Annotated in this window: 20 protein-coding genes; 16 read left to right on the top strand and 4 right to left on the bottom strand. The window is 65.5% G+C overall.

Annotation, left to right across the window (positions count from 1 at the left end; all coding sequences use genetic code 11):
- Positions 1–57 precede the first annotated feature (57 nt).
- A complete protein-coding gene (gene map, locus BCCGELA001_RS20715; protein ID WP_008547594.1) occupies positions 58–807 on the top strand; it encodes a type I methionyl aminopeptidase in 750 nt (249 codons plus the stop codon).
- Between the two features lie 14 nt (positions 808–821).
- Here the strand turns inward: map and pdxR are convergent, their stop codons facing one another.
- The gene (pdxR, locus tag BCCGELA001_RS20710; protein WP_060736193.1) at positions 822–2,228 is read right to left on the bottom strand and encodes a MocR-like pyridoxine biosynthesis transcription factor PdxR; all 1,407 of its coding nucleotides are present in this window, start codon (positions 2,226–2,228) and stop codon (positions 822–824) included.
- Positions 2,229–2,342: 114 nt separating this feature from the next.
- On the opposite strand from pdxR, the gene BCCGELA001_RS20705 reads away from it, so the two are divergent.
- Together BCCGELA001_RS20705 and BCCGELA001_RS20700 are read left to right on the top strand one after the other, a co-directional pair.
- Positions 2,343–2,804, top strand: a complete 462-nt coding sequence (locus tag BCCGELA001_RS20705; protein ID WP_008547582.1) for a carboxymuconolactone decarboxylase family protein — start codon at positions 2,343–2,345, stop codon at positions 2,802–2,804.
- Between the two features lie 40 nt (positions 2,805–2,844).
- A complete protein-coding gene (locus BCCGELA001_RS20700) occupies positions 2,845–3,483 on the top strand; it encodes an HD domain-containing protein (RefSeq protein ID WP_008547580.1) in 639 nt (212 codons plus the stop codon).
- Between the two features lie 60 nt (positions 3,484–3,543).
- Here the strand turns inward: BCCGELA001_RS20700 and BCCGELA001_RS20695 are convergent, their stop codons facing one another.
- From BCCGELA001_RS20695 to BCCGELA001_RS20685, 3 genes are all read right to left on the bottom strand, one after another.
- On the bottom strand, positions 3,544–4,821 hold the full coding sequence (locus tag BCCGELA001_RS20695; protein WP_060737753.1) for an MFS transporter: 1,278 nt from the start codon (positions 4,819–4,821) through the stop codon (positions 3,544–3,546).
- A 157-nt stretch (positions 4,822–4,978) separates the two neighbouring features.
- Entirely contained in the window at positions 4,979–5,224 is a 246-nt protein-coding gene (locus BCCGELA001_RS20690) for a DUF3551 domain-containing protein (RefSeq protein WP_008547567.1), read from the bottom strand.
- A 1-nt stretch (position 5,225) separates the two neighbouring features.
- Positions 5,226–5,534: a DUF3551 domain-containing protein gene (locus tag BCCGELA001_RS20685; RefSeq protein WP_008547565.1), complete on the bottom strand. Its 309-nt coding sequence runs from the start codon at positions 5,532–5,534 to the stop codon at positions 5,226–5,228.
- Between the two features lie 255 nt (positions 5,535–5,789).
- Here BCCGELA001_RS20685 and BCCGELA001_RS20680 point away from each other — a divergent pair, with 255 nt between their 5' ends.
- The 13 genes from BCCGELA001_RS20680 (at position 5,790) to bamA (ending at position 24,707) form a co-directional block, all read left to right on the top strand.
- Positions 5,790–6,518: an outer membrane protein gene (locus BCCGELA001_RS20680; protein ID WP_008547562.1), complete on the top strand. Its 729-nt coding sequence runs from the start codon at positions 5,790–5,792 to the stop codon at positions 6,516–6,518.
- Positions 6,519–7,020: 502 nt separating this feature from the next.
- Positions 7,021–10,524 (top strand): DNA polymerase III subunit alpha, encoded by a 3,504-nt coding sequence (gene dnaE, locus BCCGELA001_RS20675; protein ID WP_060736192.1) that lies wholly within the window; start codon positions 7,021–7,023, stop codon positions 10,522–10,524.
- Between the two features lie 131 nt (positions 10,525–10,655).
- Positions 10,656–11,399: a carbonic anhydrase gene (locus tag BCCGELA001_RS20670; protein ID WP_060736191.1), complete on the top strand. Its 744-nt coding sequence runs from the start codon at positions 10,656–10,658 to the stop codon at positions 11,397–11,399.
- 212 nt (positions 11,400–11,611) lie between these two features.
- Positions 11,612–14,314, top strand: coding sequence for a caspase family protein (locus tag BCCGELA001_RS20665; RefSeq protein ID WP_060736190.1), 2,703 nt, complete (start codon positions 11,612–11,614; stop codon positions 14,312–14,314).
- A gap of 193 nt (positions 14,315–14,507) precedes the next feature.
- The gene (locus BCCGELA001_RS20660) at positions 14,508–15,503 is read left to right on the top strand and encodes a 30S ribosomal protein S2 (RefSeq protein ID WP_008547522.1); all 996 of its coding nucleotides are present in this window, start codon (positions 14,508–14,510) and stop codon (positions 15,501–15,503) included.
- A 136-nt stretch (positions 15,504–15,639) separates the two neighbouring features.
- A complete protein-coding gene (gene tsf, locus BCCGELA001_RS20655) occupies positions 15,640–16,563 on the top strand; it encodes a translation elongation factor Ts (RefSeq protein ID WP_060736189.1) in 924 nt (307 codons plus the stop codon).
- Between the two features lie 58 nt (positions 16,564–16,621).
- On the top strand, positions 16,622–17,338 hold the full coding sequence (pyrH, locus tag BCCGELA001_RS20650; RefSeq protein WP_008547514.1) for a UMP kinase: 717 nt from the start codon (positions 16,622–16,624) through the stop codon (positions 17,336–17,338).
- A gap of 68 nt (positions 17,339–17,406) precedes the next feature.
- Positions 17,407–17,970: a ribosome recycling factor gene (frr, locus tag BCCGELA001_RS20645; RefSeq protein WP_008547512.1), complete on the top strand. Its 564-nt coding sequence runs from the start codon at positions 17,407–17,409 to the stop codon at positions 17,968–17,970.
- Positions 17,971–17,982: 12 nt separating this feature from the next.
- On the top strand, positions 17,983–18,738 hold the full coding sequence (locus BCCGELA001_RS20640) for an isoprenyl transferase (RefSeq protein WP_060736188.1): 756 nt from the start codon (positions 17,983–17,985) through the stop codon (positions 18,736–18,738).
- Complete coding sequence (locus tag BCCGELA001_RS20635; RefSeq protein ID WP_144441394.1) at positions 18,735–19,577, top strand: phosphatidate cytidylyltransferase; 843 nt, start codon at positions 18,735–18,737, stop codon at positions 19,575–19,577. Before BCCGELA001_RS20640 ends, BCCGELA001_RS20635 begins: the two co-directional genes overlap by 4 nt.
- A gap of 4 nt (positions 19,578–19,581) precedes the next feature.
- Positions 19,582–20,805 carry a 1-deoxy-D-xylulose-5-phosphate reductoisomerase gene (gene dxr, locus BCCGELA001_RS20630; protein WP_060736187.1) on the top strand — a complete coding sequence of 408 codons (1,224 nt, stop codon included), beginning with the start codon at positions 19,582–19,584 and terminating at the stop codon, positions 20,803–20,805.
- A gap of 44 nt (positions 20,806–20,849) precedes the next feature.
- A complete protein-coding gene (rseP, locus tag BCCGELA001_RS20625) occupies positions 20,850–22,001 on the top strand; it encodes an RIP metalloprotease RseP (protein ID WP_008547500.1) in 1,152 nt (383 codons plus the stop codon).
- A 177-nt stretch (positions 22,002–22,178) separates the two neighbouring features.
- Entirely contained in the window at positions 22,179–24,707 is a 2,529-nt protein-coding gene (gene bamA / locus BCCGELA001_RS20620; RefSeq protein ID WP_060736186.1) for an outer membrane protein assembly factor BamA, read from the top strand.
- Positions 24,708–24,805 lie beyond the last annotated feature (98 nt).

Raw genomic sequence — 24,805 nt, 5'->3', positions numbered from 1 at the left:
GTCGGTTTGCACGCCGCCTGCACAGGCGCTATGCCAGAGCTTTCGGATGGGCATGGCATGACGATCTCAGACGACAACGACCTCACTCGCCTGAAAGAAATCGGGCGCATCGTCGCCAACACCTTGGAGGCGATGGGCAAGGCGCTTGAGCCGGGCATGACCACCTCCGAGCTCGACCTGATCGGCCGGAAGCTGCTGGAGGCTGCTGGAGCGCGCTCTGCTCCGGAACTGGCCTACGACTTTCCCGGCGCGACCTGCATCAGCGTGAATGAAGAGATCGCTCACGGCATCCCGGGTGAGCGTCGGATCGCGCGTAGCGATCTCGTCAACATCGACGTGTCGGCCGAGAAGAACGGCTTCTTTGCCGACACGGGAGCCTCGTTCGCCGTTCCGCCCGTTACCCGGGCGATCGAGCGCCTTTGCAGGGACGGCCGGCGGGCGATGTGGACAGGCCTGCGGCAGGTCGGGACGGGCAAGCCGATGGCCGGCATCGGCGAAGCCATTGGAACGTTCGCTCGCAAGAACGGATACAGCCTGGTCCGCAATCTCGCCAGTCACGGTGTCGGCCTGTCGCTTCATGAGGAGCCGACGGAGATCGCAACATGGCCCGACCGCTCCGAGCGCCGCATCATGGGCGAGGGTCTGGTGTTCACCGTCGAGCCATTCCTGTCCCTGGGTGCCGAATGGGCTGAGGACGGTGAAGGCCCATGGACGCTCTACAGCAGCCCCGAGGCGCCGACCGTTCAGTACGAGCACACCGTGATTGCGACGCGGAACGGACCTTTGATCGTCACCATGGCAGGCTGAGGCAACAACTCCGATCACGTCAAACGGCCAATGATCTGAAGCAACCGCTCGCATGCTGGCTCGATCCGCTTGAGCGGAGATGTCGCAACCCCAAGCAAGAGTCCCTGCCTCGCCGAAGCCTTCGACGCATACCAGAGGGATAATGACGTAGGCGCCATTCCAAGCGCGGCTGCTTCCCTGGCGATGGCGAGGTCAGGAGCTCCGTCCGGCAACCACAAGACTGCAGCCAGTCCGGCGAGCGTCACATCTGCGGTGCGCTGGGAAAGATATTTCAGCAACGCATCGCCTTGGGCCGCGTAGGCGCGCTTCGTGCGTCGAAGATGCCGGAGATAATGGCCCTCGCGCATGAAGTCGGCAGTTGCGAGCTGCACCGCGGGGCCGGGCGCCGGCGCAAGGCACGCCGCAGCTTCCGCAAATCGCGATGCCAGGGCGGCCGGAGCGACGACGAAGCCCAGCCGCAGAGCGGGTGTCAGGGTCTTGCTGAAGGAGCCGATGTGAATGACCCGGCCGGCGCGGTCGAGCGAGGCGAGCGCGGGTGTGGCCCGGCCTTTGAGCTGGAGTTCGCTCAGGTAGTCATCCTCGATCACCCAGGCGTTGCTTTGCGCAGCCCAATCAAGCAGGCGCGAGCGCCGTGCCAGCGATAAAGTCGATCCAAGCGGCGCCTGCTGTCCCGGCGTCACGACCGCAAGCGCCGCGTCGGGCGCGTGTTTCAATCCGTGGTCGACGTCGATGCCCTCAGCGTCGACGGGGATCGACATGATGAATAATCGCGCAAGCTCCATACCGCGCCGGGTGAAGGGAAAGCCCGGGTCCTCCATCCAGGCCTTCTTCTGCTCGAGCCCGAGGACGCGGAGCGCCAATCCGAGGCCGCCGCTGAAACCAGCGGTGATGATGATCTGCGACGGGTCGCATTCGATCCCACGGGCCAACGCCAGGTAAGCCGCGATTTCGCGCCGTAACGCCAACTCGCCGCGTGGATCAGGGTAGATCGCTGGCGTGCTCGCTTCGGCGCGAACCGCCTGCGCGCGCATACGCGCGAGCAGCGTGGCAGGAAAGGTCTCCTGGGCCGGCACACCCATCTGAAAGATCGCAGGCCCCGCAGTGAGCTCCTGGTACATTTCCATGAAGGAGCCTGGCACCGGGGCCTTGTCCTGGCGAACGGGGAAGGACGGCCGATCCACCACATGCGTTCCGCTGGCGCGGCTGGCGACGATCAGTTGGGCGGACGAAAGCTTCTCATACGCGATGCGCACGGTGCCACGCGCGACACCAAGCTGAGCTGCCAGATCCTGCCAGGAGGGCAGGCGCGCGCCCGGCGCGAGCACGCCGCTCTCGATGGCGGCCCTGATCCCCCTGTGGATCTGCTCTGCCAAGGGCGTCTTGGCGGAACGATCGAGCTCCAGATGCAGCGGCTTGGTCACGCCTGAGTGGTACACGATTTTTGTGTATTCTTGGTGCTTTTTTATGGACTACGGAGAGGGCACGTAAAAGGCAAGGTAACGCTTCATTCCCTCGGATTATCAAGGAGAAAGCAGATGAGCGAACGTCTCAACTACAACCACGTCGCTCCGGCGGGCGCGAAGGCGCTGGGCGGCGTTTACGGCTACGTCATGCAGAGCGGGCTCCCCGCGACGCTGGTGAATCTCGCTTATCTGCGGGTCTCGCAGATCAACAACTGCGCCTATTGCCTCGCCATGCACACGCGCGATCTGCTCAACGGCGGGGTCAAGATCGAAAAGCTTGCGCTGGTCCAAGCGTGGACCGAGGCCGGCAATCTCTTCGACGAGCGGGAGCGCGCCGCACTCGCATGGGCGGAGACTGTCACCCGCGTTGCCGAGACCAACGTTCCGGAGGAGGCCTATCAAGCCGCGCGCAAGGTCTTCACGGAGCGCGAGTTGGTTGACCTCACGATCGCCATTAGCCTGATGAATGCGTACAATCGAATGTCAATCAGCTTCCGAAATACGCCGCAGGCCGTTCTTGAGAAGGCCGCCTGATTTCCAACGGTACCTGTGGAGAGAGAGTAGGATCTTGAAAATGACGAGCGTGATTTCCGGCGTCAAGATTCCCGACAGCCAACTGGCGCGAGAGGCCACCGAACTCGTGCGCCAATACGAAGACGAGATGCTGTTCAACCATTCGGTTCGCGTCTACGTGTTCGGTGCGATCAAGGGGCAGCGTCAGAAGCTGAAGTTCGATTCCGAGCTGCTGTACGTGGCGGCGCTGTTTCACGACCTCGGCCTCGTCGATCACTATCACACCGAGACCAAGCGATTTGAGGTCGATGGCGCCGACGCCGCGCGCGACTTTCTGCGGGCGCGCGGCATCGCCGAACCGCAAGCCGACCTAGTGTGGGAGGCGATCGCGCTGCACACCACGCCCGGAATTCCACAATATATGAGACCGGAGATCGCGCTCACCAATGCCGGCGTTCTGGTGGATGTCGTCGGCGTAGGATTTGACGACTACACGCCGGAACAGCGCGAGCAGGTGATCTCCGCGTTTCCGCGGGGTGACTTCAAGAACGAATTTCTGAAGGTGCAGACCTGTTCAGCCCTGAAGAAGCCGCAGACGACGTTCGGGACGGTGAACTTCGACTACATCGAGGATCACGATCCCACCTTCCGCAAGCCAAATGTCTGTGCGCGCATCCGCAACACGCCCTGGCAGAGCTGAACCGTTCACGACATTCGCCGCACGCATTACACCACCGGATTCCTGGCCGAATCGGAACGGCTACGATCCGACGCCAGCGGCGGGGGCCGTCGGAGCCTTCGTCGGCGACCCGGCATCACGTCGCGAGGTGACCCGCGCAGGTCCCGTGTCGCGGGCGGCGATGGCCCAGATCAGCAAACCGAGCAGCGCGAGCGCAGCGCCGACGGGCCCGGTGGAGGTCCAGCCGAGGCCTTCACGAATGGCGAGGCCGCCGAGGAATGGGCCGAGCGCATTGGCGGTGTTGAAGGCCGAATGGTTCAGCGCGGCCGCGAGCGCCTGCGCATCGCCCGCAACGTCCATCAGCCGCGTCTGCAGGATGGCGCCGAGCGACACGCTGGCGCCGATCGCAAACACGTCCGCCGCGAGCAGCCAGGGATTGCCGGCGGCAAGAGGAAACACCATGAGTGCAACCGCGGCGAACAGCAGGATGACGCCCGCCGTCGGCATCAGGGCGCGGTCGGCGAAGCGCGGCACGAACAGATTGCCGAGCGTGGCGCCGATGCCGAACACGGCCAGGAAAAACGGAATGACCGTCGGGCTGACCTTGGTGACCTCGATCAGCGTGGTCGCGAGATAGGTGTAGACGGCGAACATGCCGCCGAAGCCGATGGCGCCGATCGCCAGCGTGATCCAGACGCGGCCGCTTCTGAGCGCGCCGAGCTCGCGGAGCGGATCGGAGCTGCCGGCCCGGTCGCGCGGCGCGAACAGGGCGCACAGCAAAATCGTGAGCAGCGCCAGCACCGACACGAGGCCAAAACTCGCGCGCCAGCCGACCGCCTGTCCGATCAGATTGGCCAGGGGCACGCCGATGATGGTGGCGGAGGTCAGGCCGAGCATCACCTGGCCGACTGCCTGTGAGCGACGATGTTGCGGAACGAGCGAGGCGGCGACCAGCGCGGCGATGCCGAAATAGGCGCCGTGGGGCAATCCGGAGAGAAAGCGGGCCGCGATCATCGAGCCGTAGCCCGGCGCCAACGCCGTGAGCGCATTGCCGAGTGCGAACACGGCCATCAGGGCCAGCAGCTGCGTGCGCCGCGCGAACCGCGCGCCGAGCACAGCGATCAGCGGTGCGCCCAGCACGACACCGAGGGCGTAGGCGCTGATCGCGTGGCCCGCGGTCGGCTCGTCGATGCCGAGGTCGGCGGCGAAGAACGGCAGCAGGCTCATCGATGCGAATTCGGTGGTTCCGATCGCAAAGCCGCCCATCGCGAGCGAGACGAGGACGATGGCGAGGTGAGGGGGCGCTGAAGCTGCGGCTGAACCCGCGCGGGGCGAGGTCGCTTGGTGCGAGATCGTCATGTGTCCTGCATTGGTGGCGTCAAAGGGAACCAGCCCAGCGAACGTCGCCATCCCTGCAAGATTTGTTCGACGGTACTTAAACCCGGATCAGCCAGCGTCAACACGGGAGCCGCGATGTCAGACGGGCTGCATATCAGCATCCCGCATGTGCCAACCCTTATCGGTGCTTCGATCGTCGAGGGGGCTTAGCCTGCGCAAAATACGGGTTCACGACGCAACTCGCCGAACGGCCGACGGCGAGATACCGGCATTGCGCCAGCGAGCCGTAACGACAGTCGAAATAGCCGACGGGGCCGTAGATCTGCATGCAGACGGGGTAGCTCGGATCATAGGTCTGTGCGTGCACGACCCCGCCTGCGAACGGCAGGCCGATCACGACAAGTGCGAGGCAGGTGCGGCGCATCTCAGCGCGGCAGGAAATAGCCCGGCGTCTGCGCACCCGGCCGGTTCGGATAGGCGTAGGGATCATCGCTCACGCCTGCGAAGAAGGGATTGGCGATGCAGGTCAGCGCGCGGCCCGACGCACTCGCCTGACACTGTGCGTAAGTATCGAACCTGCAATTGCTCAACCCCGGCCATTCATCGCCGGTGAGGCAGAAGGGATGACGCGTGCCGAACGCTTGCGCCGGAGAGCTTGCGCTGAGCACGAGTGCAAATGTGGCGAGTGCGAGCGAAAATGTGGCGACAATGGGAAGAGCAATTCGGGCGCGCATTTCGATTCTCCAATCACACGAATGTGCGTTCCAGCGATCGTTACGCTCGCACGCAGTATATGTTGTGTAGCGGGCATTGGAACTGCTGAAAACACTTGTTTCAAAGGGTTTCCAGCACGCTCCGCTAAACGTTCGTTAATGTAGCGCGGCCCTTTGGCGACAACTGTTGCGTCGAGGTTACAGCAATTCCGCCGAGCACTGTTATGACGGCAACACGGCCCGGGGGCCTACTGAAGAAACTGGAACGGGAATCAAATGAAGAAGAATTTGTTGCTTGCCGCTGTCAGCCTCGTCGCGCTCAGCGCGGCTGCGCCAGCGCTGGCTGCTGACCTCGCGGCGCGGCCGTACACGAAGGCTCCGCCTGCGGCGATCGCGGCGGTCTATGACTGGAGCGGGTTCTACATCGGCGTCAACGCTGGCGGCGGTTCGGCGGATACGTCCTGGGATCTCGTCGGCTTCGGTCCTGAAGGTTCGCACAACTCGACCGGGGCCACGGTCGGTGGTCAGGTCGGCTATCGCTGGCAGACGGGCCAGTTCGTTTTCGGTGTTGAAGGCCAGGGCAACTGGGCCGACTTCTCGGGCGACAACATTACCCTGCTCGCTCCCGGCGCCAATCGCAACCGGACCAGGGTGGACGCGTTTGGGCTCATCACCGGTCAGGTCGGCTATGCCTGGAACAATGTCCTGCTCTACGCGAAGGGCGGTGCGGCCGTTGTCAGCAACAAGTACGACGTCTACAGCGTCGCGACGGGTGCGAACCTCGATCGGGCGGACGAGACCCGCTGGGGCGCGACGGTTGGCGCGGGCCTCGAGTTCGGTTTCGCTCCGAACTGGACGGTGGGCGTCGAGTACAACCACATCTTCCTCGGCGACCACAACGTCACCTTCGCCAGTGGCGCGGTCGATCGCATCGGGCAGGACGTGGACATCGGCTTGGTCCGCCTGAACTACAAGTTCGGCGGCCCGATGATCGGCCGTTACTAAGACATACCGCTTCTCGGAAGCGAGCCATAGAAAGCCCCGGCCTTGCGCCGGGGCTTTTTTTGTTCGAATTCAGAGACTTAACCATCTTTTTCCGGGATGGCTGAGATGACCTTGACTCCCGAGAACGAAATGAGAACAATGTTCTTCATACGTTCTAGCAAAGGAGCGAGACCATGTTCAGGATTTTCGTGGAAGAGGCGGCTGCTCTGGCGTCGATCACGCTGTTCGTCGGGATGATCGCGATCTGGGCCCAAGTGATTCCGCAGCTCTGAAGCCGCGGTTTTGTAAGCCGATGGCCAAGAACCCTGCCGGAGCCCTCGTCGAAGTGCCGGATTGGGGAAAAGCGGGACGACGCGGCTGATCGGTCGTTCCGGCGTGGACTCTGGGGCAGTGACGCCTCACCATCGTGAGGCGAGTCGGCCGGGCAGCTGCGGGATGCTCACCATGTCCCCCTGGCGCCGGCGACCGCTCCATTTCATCTGCAAGAGGCCGTCACGCGACCATGCCGAGCGCCGGATTTGTCCACCTTCACGTTCACTCGGCCTATTCGCTGCTCAAGGGCTCGATCAAGATCGCCAAGCTCGCCGAGCTCGCGAAGAAGGATCACCAGCCGGCCCTGGCGCTGACCGATACCGACAACATGTTCGGTGCGCTCGAGTTCTCCGACAAGATGGCGGGTTCCGGCATCCAGCCGATCGTCGGCTGCGAGCTCGCGATCGATTTCGGCGACCAGGATCCGAATGCGCGCAATGCGCTCGGGCCCTCGCGCGTGGTGCTGCTGGCCGCGCAGGAGCGCGGCTACCGCAGCCTGATGCGGCTGAACTCGCGGGCGTTCCTGGAGACGCCCGATACCCACGCCCCCCACATCAAGTTCGACTGGCTCGACGGCGAGACCGAGGGCCTGATCGCGCTCACCGGAGGCCCGGACGGCCCGGTCTCGCTGGCGCTCGCCACCGGGCAGGCCGAGATTGCGGCGTTGCGCTGCGAGCGTCTCGCTGGCCTGTTCGGCGACCGCCTCTACGTCGAATTGCAGCGCCACAACACCGACAAGGAGCGGCGCATCGAAAGCGGCCTGATCGACATCGCCTACGCCAAGGGCCTGCCGCTGGTCGCGACCAACGAGCCTTATTTCGCCGCGACCGACGATTACGAGGCGCATGACGCGCTGCTCTGCATCGCCGGCGGGCGGCTGATCGCCGAGACCGACCGCGAGCAGCTCACCCCCGATCACCGCTTCAAGACCCGCGCCGAGATGGCGGTGCTGTTCGCCGACATTCCGGAGGCGCTGGCCTCGACGGTGGAGATCGCCGAGCGCTGCTCGTTCCGGCCGATGACGCGCAAGCCGATCCTGCCGTTCTTCACGGTCGGTGCTGCCGCAAGCTCGGACGCGGCTTCGGTCGAGGCTGCGGAGCTGAAGCGCCAGGCGGAGGAGGGGCTCGCCAACCGCCTGCGCGTGCACGGCCTGTCGCAGGGCACCACGGAGGAAGACTACAACAAGCGCCTGGCGTTCGAGCTCGACGTCATCATGCGCATGAAGTACGCGGGCTACTTCCTGATCGTGTCCGACTTCATCAAATGGGCCAAGGCGCACGGCATTCCCGTCGGGCCGGGCCGCGGCTCGGGCGCAGGCTCGCTGGTCGCGTGGGCGCTGACCATCACCGATCTCGATCCGATCAAGTTCGGCCTGCTGTTCGAGCGCTTCCTCAATCCCGAGCGCGTCTCGATGCCGGACTTCGACATCGACTTCTGCCAGGACCGCCGCGGCGAGGTGATCAAGTACGTCCAGGAGCGCTATGGCCGCGACCAGGTCGCGCAGATCATCACCTTCGGTACGCTGCAGGCGCGCGGCGTGCTGCGCGACGTCGGTCGCGTGCTGCAGATGCCCTACGGCCAGGTCGACAAGCTGACCAAGCTGGTGCCGCAGAATCCGGCCGCGCCGGTGACGCTGGCCGCGGCGATCGAGAGCGAGCCGAAGCTGCAGGCGTTCCGTGATGAAGATCCCGTGGTGGCGCGCGCCTTCGACATCGCCCAGCGCCTCGAAGGCCTGACCCGCCACGCCTCGACCCACGCGGCCGGCATCGTGATCGGCGATCGCCCCTTGAGCGAACTCGTGCCGATGTACCGCGATCCGAAGTCGGACATGCCGGTGACCCAGTTCAACATGAAATGGGTCGAGCCGGCGGGCCTCGTCAAATTCGACTTCCTCGGCCTGAAGACGCTGACGGTGCTCGACGTCGCCTGCAAGCTGCTCAAGCCGCGCGACATCCATGTCGATCTCGCCACACTGCCGATCGACGATGCCGAGAGCTACCAGATGCTGGCGCGGGGCGAGGTGGTCGGCGTGTTCCAGGTGGAAAGCCAGGGCATGCGGCGCGCGCTGGTCGACATGCGTCCCGACCGTTTCGAGGACATCATCGCGCTGGTGGCGCTGTATCGCCCGGGCCCAATGGCGAACATCCCGACCTATTGCTCGCGCAAGCACGGCGACGAGGAGCCGGAATATCTGCATCCGGTGCTGGAGCCGATCCTCAAGGAGACCTTCGGGGTCATCATCTACCAGGAACAGGTGATGCAGATCGCGCAGGTGATGTCGGGCTATTCGCTCGGCGACGCCGACCTCTTGCGCCGCGCCATGGGCAAGAAGATCCGTGCCGAGATGGACAAGCAGCGCGACATCTTCGTCGCGGGCGCGGTGAAGAACGGCGTGCCGAAGGGCCAGGCCGAGACCATCTTCGAATTGCTGGCCAAGTTCGCCGATTACGGCTTCAACAAGAGCCACGCAGCGGCCTATGCGCTGGTGTCCTACCACACCGCCTACATGAAGGCGCATTATCCGGTGGAGTTCATCGCGGCGTCGATGACGCTCGATCTCAACAATACCGACAAGCTGTCCGAATTCCGCTCCGAGGCGCAGCGCCTCGGCATCAAGGTCGAGCCGCCGAACATCAATCGCTCGGGCGCGACCTTCGAGGTCGGCGACAAGACGATCTATTACGCGCTCGCCGCGCTCAAGGGCGTCGGCATCCAGGCGATCGACCAAATCATCGAGGAGCGCAACAAGAGGGGCTTGTTCACCTCGCTCGCCGACTTCGCCGCGCGGGTCAATCCGCGCGCGATCAACAAGCGCATCATCGAGAGCCTTGCCGCCGCCGGCGCGTTCGACACGTTGGAGCCGAACCGGGCGCGCGTCTTTGCCGGAGCGGACTCGATCCTGGCCGCCTGCCAGCGCGCGCATCAGGCCGAGACCATCGGTCAGAACGACATGTTCGGCTCATCGGCCGACGCGCCGAGCATCATGCTGCCGCAGATCGAGCCATGGCTGCCTTCCGAGCGGCTGCGCCGCGAATACGATGCGATCGGCTTCTTCCTGTCGGGACATCCGCTCGACGATTACGCCACCGTGCTCAAGCGCCTGCGGGTGCAGTCCTGGGCCGAGTTCTCGCGTGCGGTGAAGACCGGCGCCACCGCCGGCAAGGTTGCGGCCACCGTCGTCTCGCGCATGGAGCGGCGTACCAAGACCGGCAACAAGATGGGCATCATGGGGCTGTCTGATCCCACGGGCCACTTCGAGGCCGTGCTGTTCTCCGAGGGTCTTGCGCAATATCGCGACGTGCTGGAGCCGGGGGCTGCCGTGCTGCTTCAACTCGGCGCCGAGCTCCAGGGCGAAGACGTCCGCGCCCGCGTGCTGCATGCCGAGCCGCTCGATGACGCCGCCGCCAAGACGCAGAAGGGCCTGCGCATCTTCCTTCGCGACACCAAGCCGCTGGAATCGATCGCCAAGCGTCTCGCCGGCCCCGAGATGGCCGCCTCGAACGGCGCCGCGCCAAAAATCGGCAGCCCTGCCATCGTGCCGCGCTCCAATGGCGACGGCGAGGTCTCGTTGGTGATGATGCTCGACCTCGACACCGAGGTGGAGATGAAGCTGCCCGGCCGCTTCAAGGTCTCGCCGCAGATCGCCGGCGCGATCAAGGCGGTCGCCGGCGTGGTGGACGTGCAGCAGGTATGACGGTGTGCACGCACCGCTGCAAACCAAAGCTTAACTATCTGGTCCGCCCCCGGTGTCGTAGTCTGTCGAGCGCAGCTATCAGTGTCTTCCCGTGAATCTCGTTGAGCGGGACGCCAGGAAGGACCACAACCATGTGCGACAAATGCTCTGACAATCTGCATCAATCAGTCGCTGCTTCGCGGCGCTCCATGATGCTCCTTGCTGCTTCGGCATTCGGAGTGGCGGCGTTCGGCGGATCTGCGCTGGCCAAGGAGGCGAAGGCGCCGCCGAAGCCACAGAACGTGCTATCGCCCGATGCCGCTCTCAAGCGGCTTATGGAGGGCAATGCGCGCTACGTGTCCGGCGTGTCGCGTCGCCACGACTTCAAGAATGAGCGCGAGGCTCTGGTCGGCGGTCAGAATCCTTTCGCGGCGGTTCTGAGCTGCGCGGATTCGCGTATCGCGCCCGAATACGCCTTCGACAGCGCGCGCGGCGACCTGTTCGTGTGCCGCGTCGCCGGAAACTTTGCCGGCGATGAGACGATCGCGAGCATGGAGTACACCGTCGCCGTGCTCGGCACGCCCTTGATCCTGGTGCTCGGCCACGACAGCTGCGGCGCCGTCGACGCGACCATCAAGTCGCTGAAGGACGACAAGCCGCTGCCGGGGCACATCCCCACGCTGGTGTCCGCGCTCGCGCCGGCGGTGAAGACCGCGGCTCAGCAGAGTGGGAACGCTCTCGACAACGCCATCCGTCAGAACGTCATCGACAACGTTGCCAAGCTGAAATCGGCCGCCCCGATCCTCAACGCGGCAGCCGAGCAGGGCAAGCTCAAGGTGGTCGGCGGGATCTACCGGTTGAACACGGGGACCGTCGAGTTGCTTGCCCAGGGCTGAGAGAGGCCCGCCTTCGGAACATGGAGCCGGTGGTCGCGCCTCTTTCCAGCAGAGGCCGGCTGCCGGGCCATCTTCAGAAGCGCAGCCGCCCTCGGGCCTGTCCGCGCCATTCCGCCGCCTCAATCCGAGCCTTTCGTTCAAGCGCCGTTCAGCCGGCCGCGCGTCAGATGCGCGGTGGCGTTTGAACCATATATTGGCGGGCGGAGCAGGCGATGCGTGGGACATACGGAGCTTTCTTCGGCCTTCTTCTGGCGATCCCGCTGGTTGCGGGCATGATGCCGGGGCCCGCAAGCGCGCAGCAACAGGAGAAGCGCATCGCGCTCGTCGTCGGCAACGGCGCCTATGCCAAGTCGCCGCTGGCGACCACCGCCAACGATGCCGGCCTGATCGCGCAGACGCTGCAGGCCGCGGGCTTCGATGTCGTCGGCGCGCGCGATCTCGACGGTGACACGCTGCGCAAGAGCTTGCGCGACTTCATCCAGAAGGCCCAGGCATCCGGCCCGGGCACCGTCGCGATGATCTATCTCGCCGGCTATGGCGTGCAGCTCGCCGGCGAGAACTATTTCGTCCCGGTCGATTCCAACATCAGCCGCGACACCGACATTCCGACCGAGGCCCTGCGCATCAGCGACTATGTGCGCCAGCTTGCAGCGATTCCGCTCAAGGCCAACATCGTCGTGCTCGATGCGGCCCGTGCGCAGCCCTTCATCGAGGGCGGCCAGCCGATCGCCAGCGGCCTTGCACTGGTCGAGCCCGAGGCGAACATGCTGATCGCCTTCAACGCGGCGCCCGGCACGGTGGCGCCGGAGGAGGCGGGCCCCTACGGCATCTACGCGCAGTCGCTCGCCGAGATGATCCGCACCGGCGGCCTGCCGCTGGCCGAGGTGTTCGACCGCGTCCGCCTGCGCGTCAACGAAGCCTCCAAGGGGGCGCAGGTGCCTTGGAACGAGCAGAAGATCACCGCGCAATTCTCGTTCTTCGAGCGTGGGCCCGACGCGCCGCCGCCGGAGGCCGCGTCCGACCAGGTTGCCGCGATCCGCAACAAGCCGATCCGCGATCTCGGCGTGCAGGATGCCTATGCCGCCGCGCTCGAGCGCGACACGCTGGCGGGCTATGAGGAATTCCTCGTGACCTATCCGAGTGATCCGCTCGCCAAGCGCGTGAGGGCGATCGTGGCGGCGCGGCGCGAGGCGATCACCTGGCGGCGGACCTATCGCACCGACACGCCGGAGGCCTATTGGTCGTATCTGCGCCGCTATCCGCGCGGACCGCATGCGGCCGACGCGCGCCGGCGTCTTGCGATTCTCACCGCGCCGCCTGAGCCGCCGCCGACCTTCGCGATGATCGATTACGACGTGCCGCCGCCGCCGCCGGAGGAGGTGGTCTATGTCGATCGCCCCGTGCTGTATTTCAGCGATCCCGATTTCGGCTTCGCGCCGCCGCCACCGCCGCCGGTCTATTACCTGCCGCCGCCGCCGCCGGATTTCGTCGTGCTGCCGCCGCCGCTGCCCGTGGTCGGCCTGTTCGTGCTGCCGCAGCCGGTGTTCGTGCCGATTCCAGTGTTCGTCAGGCCGCCGGTCTATGTCGCGCCGCCGCCGAACAACATCATTTACCAGAACATCCACAACACCACGGTCATCAACACCGTGATCAACCGGCCGCCGCCGCCACCGCCTGCGGGAGCAGGCCCGGGGACCGGACCGGCCAATCTGGCGCCTGCCGTCGCCGGGCGCGCCAACCCGGCAGGTCCGGCGGTGCCGCAGGCCGTGGTCCAGCGCGCTGCGCTGATCCAGCAAGGCAAGGTGCCGATGCCGCCGAGCGCGACGATCCAGCCGATTGCAAGGCCAGGTATCGCGGCACCGGCTCCGGCCAATGTCGCGCCCGCCACATCCGCGCAGCCGCCGGCTGGGGCCAAGCTGCCGCAGGCGGATACGCTGCCGCAGGCCAATACGCCGCCGTCGCCGGGGACTCCCGGTGCGCCACCGGCCGGAGCAGGGGTGGCGCCCGGAGCTATCACGCCGAACACAGGTCCGACCACGACTGCCCCCGCCGGCAACGCGGCTGCGACCCCGCAAGCACCGGGGGCGGCCAAGCCGCCGCAGGCCAGCACACCGCCACCGGCCAGCACACCGCCGCAGGCGAATACGCTGCCGGTGCCGGGGACCCCTGGCGGACCGCCGGCTCCGGCTGGCGCAGGGCGCGCGCCCGGCATGGCCCCATCGCAGGGCAAACCCGTCGCGACGACCACGCCACCCGCCGGCAACATTAAGCCCGCGCAGCCGAACGCGGCAACCACTACCGCGCCCAACCAGCCGCCCGCTCGCGGAGGTCCGACGCCGCCTTCCGCGGGGCTGCCCAGGCCGGGGGCATTGCCTCCGTCCGCGACGGACCCGCGCGGCAGGCCGACCGGCCCTCAGCCGGGCGTTTTGCCGCCCCCGAGTGCCGCCGGCAAACCGGGTGTTCCGAGCGCGGTCAGGCCCGCGACGCCTCCACCGCCGCCGGTGGCAGCGCGCGAGCCGTCAACGGTTCAGGATCGTCGGCCGGTTCCGCCGCCGCAAGCCGCCAGGCCCGCGCCGCCGGTCAATCCTCAGGCTCTGGCCAGGCCGACAGCTCCGCCACCGCCACGGGTCGCACCGCCTCCGCCGCCGCGTGCGGCGCCTCCACCGGTGGCCGTCGCACGACCGACACCGCCGCCGCCCATGGCCCGGCCCGCTCCGCCGCCTCCGATGGCGCGGCCGGCGCCGCCTCCGCCACCGGTGGCAAGGCCGGCACCGCCGCCGCCACCTCCGGTGGCGCGTGCAGCACCGCCTCCCATGGTCGCGGCGCCGCCGCGGCCAGCGCCAGCACCACATCATCCGCCGCCACGGCCGGCCGGGCCGCCGCCGAAGGTTTGCCCGCCCGGCCAGAAATGCTAAGGCGGCAAGCGACGGAAAGCTTCCGGGCGCCCGGGAAGGGCCCCTTATTTCCTTGCTTCTGGCCGAAATGGCGCTATATAGCGCGCCATCTCACACGGAAACATGGCTCACAAGGCCGTCCGGTGGCAACCGGGGCGAGAACGCTCCGTTTTGCTCACACGTTTCCGGAGGAACCAACCGGAGAATTAGAACGATGGCGCTACCCGATTTCACCATGCGTCAGCTGCTCGAAGCTGGCGTGCACTTTGGTCACCAGTCTCACCGCTGGAATCCGAAAATGGCTCCGTTCATTTTCGGCGCCCGCAACAACATCCACATCGTCGACCTCGCCCAGACCGTGCCGATGCTGCACACGGCCCTTCAGGCCGTTAGCGACACCGTCGCCAAGGGCGGCCGCATCCTGTTCGTCGGCACCAAGCGCCAGGCTCAGGACGGCGTCGCCGACGCAGCCAAGCGCTGCGCCCAGTACTTCGTCAATTCGCGCTGGCTCGGCGGCACGCTGACCAACTGGAAGACGATCTCGGCCTCGATCAAGCGCCTGCGTCATCTCGATGACGTGCTCTCCGGCGGCGACGCCAGCTCCTACACCAAGAAGGAGCGCCTGACGCTTCAGCGCGAGCGCGACAAGCTCGACCGTTCGCTCGGCGGCATCAAGGACATGGGCGGTTTGCCCGACCTGATCTTCGTGATCGACACCAACAAGGAAGACATCGCGATCCAGGAAGCCCAGCGGCTCAACATCCCGGTCGCCGCGATCGTCGACACCAATTCGGACCCCAAGGGCATCACCTATGTGGTGCCGGGCAATGACGACGCCGGCCGCGCCATCGCGCTCTATTGCGACTTGATCGCGCGCGCTGCGATCGACGGCATCTCGCGCGCCCAAGGCGATTCGGGTGTCGACATCGGTGCCTCGACTCGTCCGCTCGCCGAAGAGCTGCCGGCTGCTTCCTCAAGCGGCTTCCAGGGCCTTGCAGGTCCGCGCGGCACCGCCGACGACCTCAAGAAGCTTCCGGGCGTGTCGGGTGCGATCGAGAAGAAGTTCAACGACCTCGGCATCTTCCACTACTGGCAGCTCGCCGAGCTCGACCACGACACCGCGCACACGATCGGCGAAGAAGTCGGTCTGCCGAGCCGCGCGGACGCCTGGGTGGCCAAGGCCAAGGCGCTGACCGCGGAAGCGGAATAGTCAAAAAGGCGATGGGTTGGCCGGCTAAGCCCCGGCCACCATTTCATTCAGTTGACGCGAATTCCTGAGATGGACCGCGGCGGGGCAATGGGATGCCGCGCCGCGGCGAACCGGCAGGCAAGAAGGATTTTCAACGATGGCAACGATCACAGCTGCGATGGTTAAGGACCTGCGCGAGTCGACCGGCGCGGGCATGATGGACTGCAAGGCCGCACTGACCGAAAACGACGGCAACATGGAAGCGGCGCAGGACTGGCTGCGCAAGAAGGGCCTGTCGAAGGCCGCCAAGAAGTCTGGCCGCGTCGCTGCCGAGGGCCTCATCGGTGCGCTCACCAAGGGAAACAAGGGCGTCGTGGTCGAGGTCAACTCCGAGACCGACTTCGTGGCGCGCAACGGCCAGTTCCAGGGCCTCGTCAAGATGATCGCCCAAGTCGCGTTCAACGTCGGCGCCGATGTCGAGAAGATCAAGGCTGCCAAGGTCGGCGACGTCACGATCGAGACCGCGATCAATGACGCGATCGCCACCATCGGCGAGAACATGACGCTGCGCCGCGCTGCCCAGCTCGAGGTGAGCCAGGGCGTGGTCTCGCACTACGTCCACGGAGCCGTCATCGACGGCGCCGGCAAGATGGGCGTGATCGTGGCGCTGGAATCGCCGGGCAAGGCCGACGAGCTCGCAGCGCTCGGCCGTCAGATCGCGATGCATATCGCCGCTGCCAACCCGCTGGCGCTCGACCCGTCGGGCCTCGACCCTGCGGTGGTCAAGCGCGAGAAGGACGTGCTCGCCGACAAATACCGCCAGCAGGGCAAGCCCGAGAACGTGATCGAGAAGATCGTCGAGTCCGGCCTCAAGACCTACTACAAGGAAGTCTGCCTGCTCGAGCAGGCCTTCATCCACGACACCGGCAAGTCGGTGGCGCAGGCGGTGAAGGAAGCCGAAGGCAAGGTCGGCGGCCCCGTGAAGATCGCCGGGTTTGTGCGCTATGCTCTCGGCGAGGGAATCGAGAAGCAGGAAAGCGACTTCGCAGCCGAGGTCGCGGCGGCCAGCGGCAAGAAGTAAGCGCCGGAACGTTCCTTCCGGCGCCGCCGGAAGCGGCGCCCGGACAAGGAAGGTGCTCATGACTGATCCGGTCTATCGTCGCGTCGTGATCAAGCTGTCCGGCGAATATCTCGCGGGACAGCCGGGCTTTGGTATCGACCAGCTGACCGTCGACCGGGTTGCGGACGATTTGATCGCCGCCCGTAAGCTCGGCACCGAGGTTGCGGTCGTGATCGGTGGCGGCAACATCGTGCGCGGGGTCGAGGTTTCCGCCCGGGGCGTGTCGCGGCCGACCGGTGACACCATGGGCATGCTCGCCACCATGATGAACTGCCTCGCGCTGGAGGCGGCGATCGAGCGCAAGGGCACCCCGGCGCGCACGCTGTCGGCCTTCGTCATGCCGGAGATCTCCGAGCTGTTCACCCGCGCCGCGGCGCACAAATACCTCGCCGAGGGCCGGATCGTGCTGCTCGGCGGCGGAACCGGCAATCCGTTCTTCACCACCGACACGACCGCGGTGCTGCGTGCCGCCGAAATCGGCGCCCAGGCGGTGCTGAAGGCGACCAATGTCGACGGCGTCTATTCGGCCGACCCCAAGAAGGACCCGTCCGCCACTCGTTTCGACCGCCTGACGCATTCGCAGGCGATCGAGGGCGGCTACAAGGTGATGGATGCGACCGCCTTCGCGCTTGCCCGCGAGACATCACTGCCTATCATCGTATTCTCGATCGCGCAGCCGGGGTCGATCGGTGCGATTCTGCGTGGCACCGGCCACGGAACCATTGTCGCCGGCTGATGTCTCGTCGTCGCCTTCCAAAAAGGGAGGGCGCGGAGAGATCGCCGGGATTTTGAAGGAGAAACGTGATGGCCACGGGTAGTTTCGACCTCAACGAAGTGAAGCGCCGCATGCAAGGCGCCGTCCAGTCGCTCAAGCACGAGCTTGGCGGCCTGCGCACGGGGCGGGCCTCGGCCTCGATGCTCGATCCGGTCCAGGTCGATGCCTATGGCAGCCACATGCCGCTCAACCAGCTCGCCACCGTCAGCGTGCCGGAGCCGCGCCTGATCTCGGTGCAGGTCTGGGACAAGTCGATGGTCAAGGCCGTCGAGAAGGCGATCGTCGATTCCAATCTCGGCCTGTCGCCCGCGACTGAGGGACAGGTGCTGCGCCTGCGCATTCCCGAGCTCAACGAAGAGCGGCGCAAGGAGCTGGTGAAGGTCGCGCACAAATACGCCGAAGCCGCCAAGGTCGCCGCGCGCCATGTGCGCCGCGACGGTCTCGACGTGCTCAAGAAGCTCGAGAAGAATCACGAGATGTCGGAGGACGACCAGAAGCGTCACGCCGACGAGGTGCAGAAGGCGACCGACGGCACCATTGCCGAGATCGACCAGCTGCTGGCTGCCAAGGAAAAAGAAATCCTCACGGTTTAAGGCATCGCCTTCATGTCCAACGCCGCGCCCGCAACGGAAGGACCCGATCGGTCCGAGGCGCCTGCGCATGTCGCCATCATCATGGATGGCAACGGGCGTTGGGCGGCCGCGCGCGGTCTGCCGCGTGCGGAAGGGCATCGCCGCGGCGTGGACGCGCTGCGCCGCGTGGTGCGCGCCTCGCACGAGCTCGGCATCCGCTATCTCACCATCTTCTCGTTCTCTTCGGAGAACTGGTCGCGGCCGGCGAGCGAGATCGGCGATCTGTTCGGCCTGCTCCGGCGCTTCATCCGCAACGATCTGGCGAGCCTGCATCGCGACGGCGTCAAGGTCCGCATCATCGGCGAGCGCGAAGGGCTCGAGAGCGACATCTGCGCGCTGCTCAACGAGGCCGAGGAGCTGACGCGCGACAACACGCGCCTCACGCTCGTCGTCGCCTTCAACTACGGCTCGCGGCAGGAGATCGCGAAGGCGGCCCAGAAGCTGGCGCGCGAGGTCGCGGAGGGCAGGCGCGATCCTGAAACGATCGACGCGGAGACGCTCGGAACCTATCTCGACGCGCCTGACATTCCCGACCCCGATCTCATCATCCGCACCAGCGGCGAGCAGCGCCTGTCCAACTTCCTGATGTGGCAGGCCGCCTATAGCGAGCTGGTCTTCGTGCCGATCCACTGGCCCGATTTCGACAAGGCGGCACTGGAAAGCGCGATCGCCGAATTTGCCAGGCGCGAGCGCCGTTTCGGCGGTCTGGTCGCGAAAACCGCCTCGTGAGCGAACCCGACGCCGCATCGGCGGGCGGAAAGCCCGCCCCGAGCAATCTGGTGATGCGGGTCCTCGCAGCACTGGTGCTGGCGCCGCTGACCATTGCGATCGCTTACGCCGGTGGCTGGCTGTGGGCGCTTCTCGTCACCCTGGTCTCGATCGGGCTGTTCGCGGAATGGCTGATGGTGGTGGGTGCGGGATCGACCGCGCTGACGGGGGCAGGGACGATCGTCATCGCCATGATGGGTGCCGCCGTCGCCTTCGGCGGGCTCAAGACCTCCGTCATCGTCGGCCTCGTCGGCGGCGCGGTCGTGACGTTGATCGCTCGGGGCAAGTTCGTCTGGGCGGCGACCGGCTTCGCCTATGCAGCGGCAGCGCTGCTGGCCTCGATCCTGGTGCGGAAGGATCTCGTCAACGGCTTCTCCGCGCTGATGTTCGTGCTGCTGGTGGTATGGGCGACCGATATCGGCGGCTATTTCGCCGGGCGCAGCATTGGCGGGCCGAAGCTGTGGCCGCGCGTGAGCCCGAAGAAGACCTGGGCGGGCGCATTCGGGGGCTTTGCCACAAGCCTTGCGGTTGCGGCCGGCTTTGCCGCCTGCGGGATCGGAAAGCTGGTTCCGCTGCTGCTTGTCAGCGCCGTCCTGTCGGTGGTGTCGGCGTTGGGAGATCTGTTCGAATCCGCGGTGAAGCGGCGTTTCGGTGTCAAGGATTCCAGTCACTTAATTCCCGGCCATGGCGGGCTCATGGATCGCCTTGACGGTTTTGTCGCCGCCATCCTGGTGGCATGGATTATCGGCTTTCTCCGCCATGGTGTGCATAGCGCCGGAAGCGGTCTTATGGTTTGGTGAGGATATGAGCGCGGTCCCATTGCGTAACAACAGGCTTGCTGCGACCAGCGTCCGCAGCGTCACGGTCCTCGGCGCCACCGGTTCGATCGGCGACAGCACGATGGATCTGCTGCGCGCTTCGCCCGAGCGCTACCGCGTCGAGGCGCTGACGGCGAACGGCAACGTGGCGGCCCTCGCCAAGCTCGCGAAGGAATTCTCTGCGCGCTTCGTCGCGATCGCCGATAGCTCCAAGCTCGGCGAGCTCAAGGCCGCGCTGGCGGGCACCGGCACCGAATGCGGCGCCGGCGAAAGCGCGGTGATCGAGGCGGGTGCGCGTCCGGCCGACTGGGTGATGGCGGCCGTGAGCGGCGCGGCCGGACTGAAGCCGGCGCTGGCCGCGGTCGATCGCGGCGCGCATGTTGCGCTCGCCAACAAGGAATGCCTGGTCTGCGCCGGCGATTTCTTCATGCAGCGCGCGGCCAAGGCGGGCGCCTGTATTCTGCCGGCCGATTCCGAGCACAATGCGCTGTTCCAGGCGTTGGCTTCCGGCAATCGCGACGAGCTCGTCCGCGTCATTATCACGGCGTCGGGCGGCCCGTTCCGGACCTGGAAGCCGGCCGATATCGAGCAGGCGACGCTCGAACAGGCCCTGAAGCATCCGAACTGGAGCATGGGCCAGAAGATCACGATCGATTCCGCCTCGATGATGAACAAGGGCCTCGAGGTGATCGAGGCGTCCTATCTGTTCGCGCTCTCGCCCGACGAGATCGACGTTCTGGTGCATCCGCAGTCGATCATCCACGGCATGGTCGAGTTCTCCGACCGTTCGGTGATGGCGCAGCTCGGTGCGCCCGACATGAGGACGCCGATCGCGCATTGCCTCGGCTGGCCCGACCGCATCAAGGGACCGGCGGCCAAGCTCGACCTCGCCAAGATCGGCCAGCTCACCTTCGAGGCCCCGGATTTCGAGCGCTTCCCGGGCCTGCGCCTGGCCTTTGATTCGCTCCGGACCGGGAAGGGCGCGACCACCGTCTACAACGCGGCCAACGAGGTTGCGGTCGCCGCCTTCATCGCCGGCAAGATCCGCTTTGGCGCGATCGCGCGCCTGGTCGAGGCGACATTGGACGACTGGGTCCGCAGCGGGAACCAGGCCCCGATGACCTCGGCCGATGATGCAATATCCGTTGACCATGTTGCGCGAAATAGAGCTGCCGCCCTATTGCCTCAAATTGCCTTAAAGGCATCCTAGATGGCTTGGGGCCAGGGCCTTGCGGCGCTGGATGAGGGACTTCGATGATCGACTTTTTCGTCCATAGTTTCAATACGTTGAGCCATGGGCTCCTGGGTTACGCGGTTCCCTTCCTGTTCGTCCTGACCATCGTCGTGTTCTTCCATGAGCTCGGCCATTTCCTGGTCGCGCGCTGGGCAGGCGTTCGCGTGTTAACCTTTTCGCTCGGTTTCGGACCGGAGCTGGTCGGCTTCAACGACCGCCATGGCACCCGCTGGAAGATCTCCGCGATTCCGCTCGGCGGCTACGTCAAGTTCTTCGGCGACGAGAGCGAGGCCTCGACCCCCTCGGCGCAGACCCTGTCGTCCATGACGGCCGAGGAGCGCGCCGGCAGCTTCCACCACAAGAAGGTCGGCCCGCGTGCCGCCATCGTCGCAGCCGGACCGATCGCCAATTTCATCCTGGGCGCGCTGATCTTCGCCGCCATGGCGCTGTACTACGGCAAGCCGAGCACGATCGCGCGCGTCGACGGCGTCGTCGCGGACGGCGCTGCGGCGGCGGCCGGGTTCAAGGTCGGGGACGTCGTCGTCCAGATCGACGGCAAGCCGATCGAGAGCTTCGCCGACATGCAGCGAATCGTTGCAATGAGCGCGGGTTCAGCGCTTGCATTCCAGGTGAGACGCGACGGCGCCATCGTAGCGCTGACGGCAACTCCTGCGCTGCTCGAGCGCAAGGATCCCTTCGGCAACCGACACCGAGTCGGCGTATTGGGCGTCGAGCACAAGTCGCAGGCCGGAGAGGCCTCGACCGCGCCGGTGGGCGTTGGCGAGGCGCTGAAGATCGGTGTCGAGCAGGTCTGGTTCATCATCACCAGCACTTTCAAGTTCCTGGGCTCCTTGTTCGTCGGACACGGCAATCCAAACGAGGTCAGCGGCGTCCTGGGAATTGCGAAGATGTCCGGGCAGGCGGCCAGCGCCGGGTTCCAGTTCGTGATCAACCTGTGCGCCGTGCTCTCGGTGTCGATCGGCCTGTTGAACCTGTTCCCGATCCCGCTGCTCGATGGCGGCCACCTGATGTTCTACGCGGCCGAAGTGGTCCGCGGCCGGCCTCTATCTGAGCGGACTCAGGAGATGGGGTTCCGAATCGGGCTCGGTTTGGTGCTGATGTTGATGGTGTTTGCGACCTACAACGACATCTTGCGGATGGCCGCTTCGTGATAGGGGCTTTTTTGTGGCGTTGCTGATCAGCAACGTCTTGGAATGAAATTGAAATTACGGCGCGCTCGGCCGTTTGCGGCGTCGGGGAAATTGGATACAAGCGGCGTGAACTTGGGGAATCTTCCAGATCGGCGTTGGGGTTGGGTCTGGTACGGAATGATAAGGGCGCGTTGCGCGATGAAGTTTGGACTGCGACTCCGGGGGGGCTTGCTCGCAACCCTGATCATGTTCGGCGCGCCGGTGGTTGCCCCGGTTGGGGCTGTTTTTGTGTCTTCGTCTGCGCTCGCTCAGACCGTCCAGTCGATTTCCGTCGAAGGAAATCGCCGTGTCGAGGTGGAGACCATCCGCTCCTATTTCAAGCCGGGTCCGGGCGGCCGCCTGGACCAAGCCGCCATCGACGACGGCCTCAAGGCGCTGATCGAGACCGGCCTGTTCCAGGACGTCAGGATCAATCGCGGCGCCGGCGGCCAGATCATCGTCTCCGTGGTGGAAAACCCGGTGATTGGTCGCGTCGCCTTCGAGGGCAACAAGAAGATCAAGGACGAGCAGCTCACGACTGAAGTCCAGTCCAAGGCGCGCGGCACCTTCTCCCGCGCCATGGTGCAGTCCGACACGTTGCGAATCGCCGAAATCTATCGCCGGTCCGGCCGCTATGACGTGCGCGTCACGCCTGAGGTCATCGAGCAGCCGAACAACCGCGTCGACCTGATCTTCACGATCGAGGAGGGCGCCAAGACCGGCGTCAAGTCGATCGAATTCGTCGGCAACAACGCGTTCTCGTCCTATCGCCTGCGCGACGTCATCAAGACCCGCGAATCCAACCTCTTGAGCTTCCTCGCCAGCGGCGACATCTACGACCCCGATCGGGTCGAGGCCGACCGCGACCTGATCCGCCGCTTCTATCTCAAGAACGGCTTTGCCGACGTCCAGGTGGTGGCCGCGCTCACCGAATACGATCCCGAGAAGAAGGGCTTCAACGTCACCTTCAAGATCGAGGAAGGCGCGCAATACCGCGTCGGTTCGGTCGATTTCCGCTCCAGCATTCCGAATTTCGACCCCTCGTCGCTGCGGGCCTATTCGCGCGTCTATGCCGGTTCGCTCTACAACGTCGAATCGGTCGAGAAGTCGGTCGAGGAGATGCAGATCGAGGCGTCGCGCCGCGGTTATGCCTTCGCCGTGGTCCGCCCGGGCGGCGACCGCAATTTCGAGGCGCACACCGTCTCCGTCGTGTTCAACATCGACGAGGGCCCGCGCACCTATATCGAGCGCATCAACCTGCGCGGCAACACCCGCACACGCGACTACGTGATCCGCCGCGAGTTCGACATCTCCGAGGGCGACGCCTATAACCGCGCGCTGGTCGACCGTGCCGAACGGCGCCTGAAGAACCTCGATTACTTCAAGAGCGTGAAGATCACGACCGAGCCCGGCTCGTCGAGCGACCGCGTGATCCTGATCGTCGACATGGAAGAGAAATCGACCGGCGACTTCTCGATCTCGGGCGGCTACTCCACGACCGACGGCGCGCTGGCGGAAGTTTCGGTCTCCGAACGCAATTTGCTCGGCCGCGGCCTGTTCGCCAAGGCCTCGGTGACCTATGGCCAGTACGCGCGCGGCTACTCGCTGTCGTTCGTCGAGCCGTATCTGCTCGACTACCGCGTCGCGCTCGGCCTCGACCTCTATCAGCGCGAGCAGCTGTCCAACAGCTACATCTCCTACGGTACCAAGACACTCGGCTTCTCGCCGCGCCTCGGCTTCTCCTTGCGGGAAGACCTCGCGCTCCAGCTGCGCTACTCGGTCTACCAGCAGCAAATCTCGCTGCCGAGTTACCTGGCGAACTGTAACAACAATCTGGGGACTTCGGCTTTTAACCCGAGCCCGGCCTTTGCCGCGTCGCAAATCCCACCGATCGACCTGAGCTCGACCAACGGCCTCGGCTGCTACGCCGACGGCGAAGCCTCGCTGCCGGTGCGCAAGGAGCTTGCCAACGGCAAGACCCTGACGTCGGCGCTCGGCTATACGCTGACCTACAACACGTTGGACAACAACAAGAACCCGACCGACGGTCTGCTCATCGACTTCCGGCAGGATTTCGCCGGCGTCGGCGGCGACGTCTCCTATCTGAAGACCGTGGCGGACGGAAAGTACTACGCTCCGCTGGTGTCTGATATCGTCGGCATCGTTCGTCTCCAGGGCGGCATTCTGACCAAGATCAACGATGATCTGCGGATGCTCGACCACTTCCAGATGGGCCCGAACCTCGTCCGCGGCTTCGCTCCGAACGGCATCGGCCCGCGCGACCTGAATCCCTTTGGCACGCAGGATGCGCTCGGCGGCACCAAATACTGGGGCGCTTCGCTCGAATTGCAGATGCCGTTCTGGTTCCTTCCTAAGGAAGTGGGCCTGAAGGGCGCGGTGTATGCCGATGCCGGCGGCCTCTACGACTATAAGGGACCCACGAGCTGGTTCGCGACCAATGAGGTCAATGCGCCGGGCTGTATCCCGTCGACGATCAACCCGCCGAGCGCTGGAACGTGCACAGGCCTCGTCTATGACGACAGCAAGGTGATCCGCTCGTCGGTCGGTGTCGGTCTGATCTGGCAGTCGCCGTTCGGTCCGCTCCGCTTCGACTACGCGGTGCCGCTCACCAAGGGCAAGTACGACCGTACGCAGGAATTCCGGTTCGGCGGCGGCACGACGTTCTAGTTCGATCAGCACGGCACGATCCGGATCACCGGAGCCGGTTTCCGAAAGGGATCGTGCCAATCCAAGACATGAGGCATGATGCGGCCCGGCCGCTTCAT

The organism is Bradyrhizobium sp. CCGE-LA001 (assembly GCF_000296215.2).
Lineage (GTDB): Bacteria > Pseudomonadota > Alphaproteobacteria > Rhizobiales > Xanthobacteraceae > Bradyrhizobium.
The sequence above is the reverse complement of the archived record's forward strand: the minus strand, read 5'-3'. Positions and strand labels throughout refer to the sequence as shown.